This is a genomic window from Caballeronia choica, from assembly GCF_001544535.1.
Lineage (GTDB): Bacteria > Pseudomonadota > Gammaproteobacteria > Burkholderiales > Burkholderiaceae > Caballeronia > Caballeronia choica.
The window spans coordinates 1-839 of record NZ_FCON02000538.1; the positions used below are offsets into that span (position 1 = coordinate 1).

Here is an 839-nt window from a genome sequence, read left to right on the forward strand (position 1 = left end):
AGCAGGTCGCCGATCACGTCGTAGCCGACACCGAGCGCGCGCGGCTCGATATATCCGCCGATGCCGACGACCAGTCCGCCGATCGCGGGCCACCACATCCAGTGGATCGGCAGCTTGCCGAACAGGTCCTCGGTCTTGTAGAGCGCAGCCGAGAGCCCCGACGCTAGCGCGCCGGACAGCAGCCCCGCGATCACGCACGACACGAGCGAAAGCCCGCCCGGCGGCGCGGTGACGAGCGGGAAGAGCGGCCCCTGTCCGAAGAAAGCGACGCGCGCGAACCCCGCCACCGCGCACGCCAACGCGACCGGCAGGAAACTGCGCGGCCGCCATTCGAACAGCAGCAGTTCGACGGCAAGCAGCACGGCCGCGACCGGCGTGCCGAACACCGCGGTCATGCCGGCGGCGGCGCCGGCGACGAGCAGCGTCTTGCGTTCGGCTGAGGTCAGCTTCACGCACTGCGCGATCAGCGAGCCGAGCGCGCCGCCCGTCATGATGATCGGGCCTTCGGCACCGAACGGCCCGCCGCTGCCGATCACGATCCCCGACGACAGCGGCTTGAGCACCGCCACCTTCGGCGACATGCGGCTCTTGCCGAACAGGATCGCTTCGATCGCTTCGGGGATGCCGTGGCCGCGGATCTTCTCCGACCCGTAGCGCGCCATGAGGCCGACGATGAGCCCGCCCGTCACCGGCACGACGAGCACCCAAAGCCCGAGCGTGTTGTGCGCGGGCGAGCGGTCGGCGAACGAGAAACTGCCGAAGAAAAACAGGTTCGTGAACAGGTGGATCAGGCCGAGCAGCACGAACGCCGCGCACGTGCTGATACCGCCGATCACCGC

1 protein-coding gene is annotated in these 839 nt (G+C 69.4%); it reads right to left on the bottom strand.

The genetic code is table 11. The features are described 5' to 3' along the window. On the bottom strand, positions 1 to 839 hold an 839-nt coding region (locus AWB68_RS52020), incomplete at both ends, for a chloride channel protein (RefSeq protein WP_143282083.1).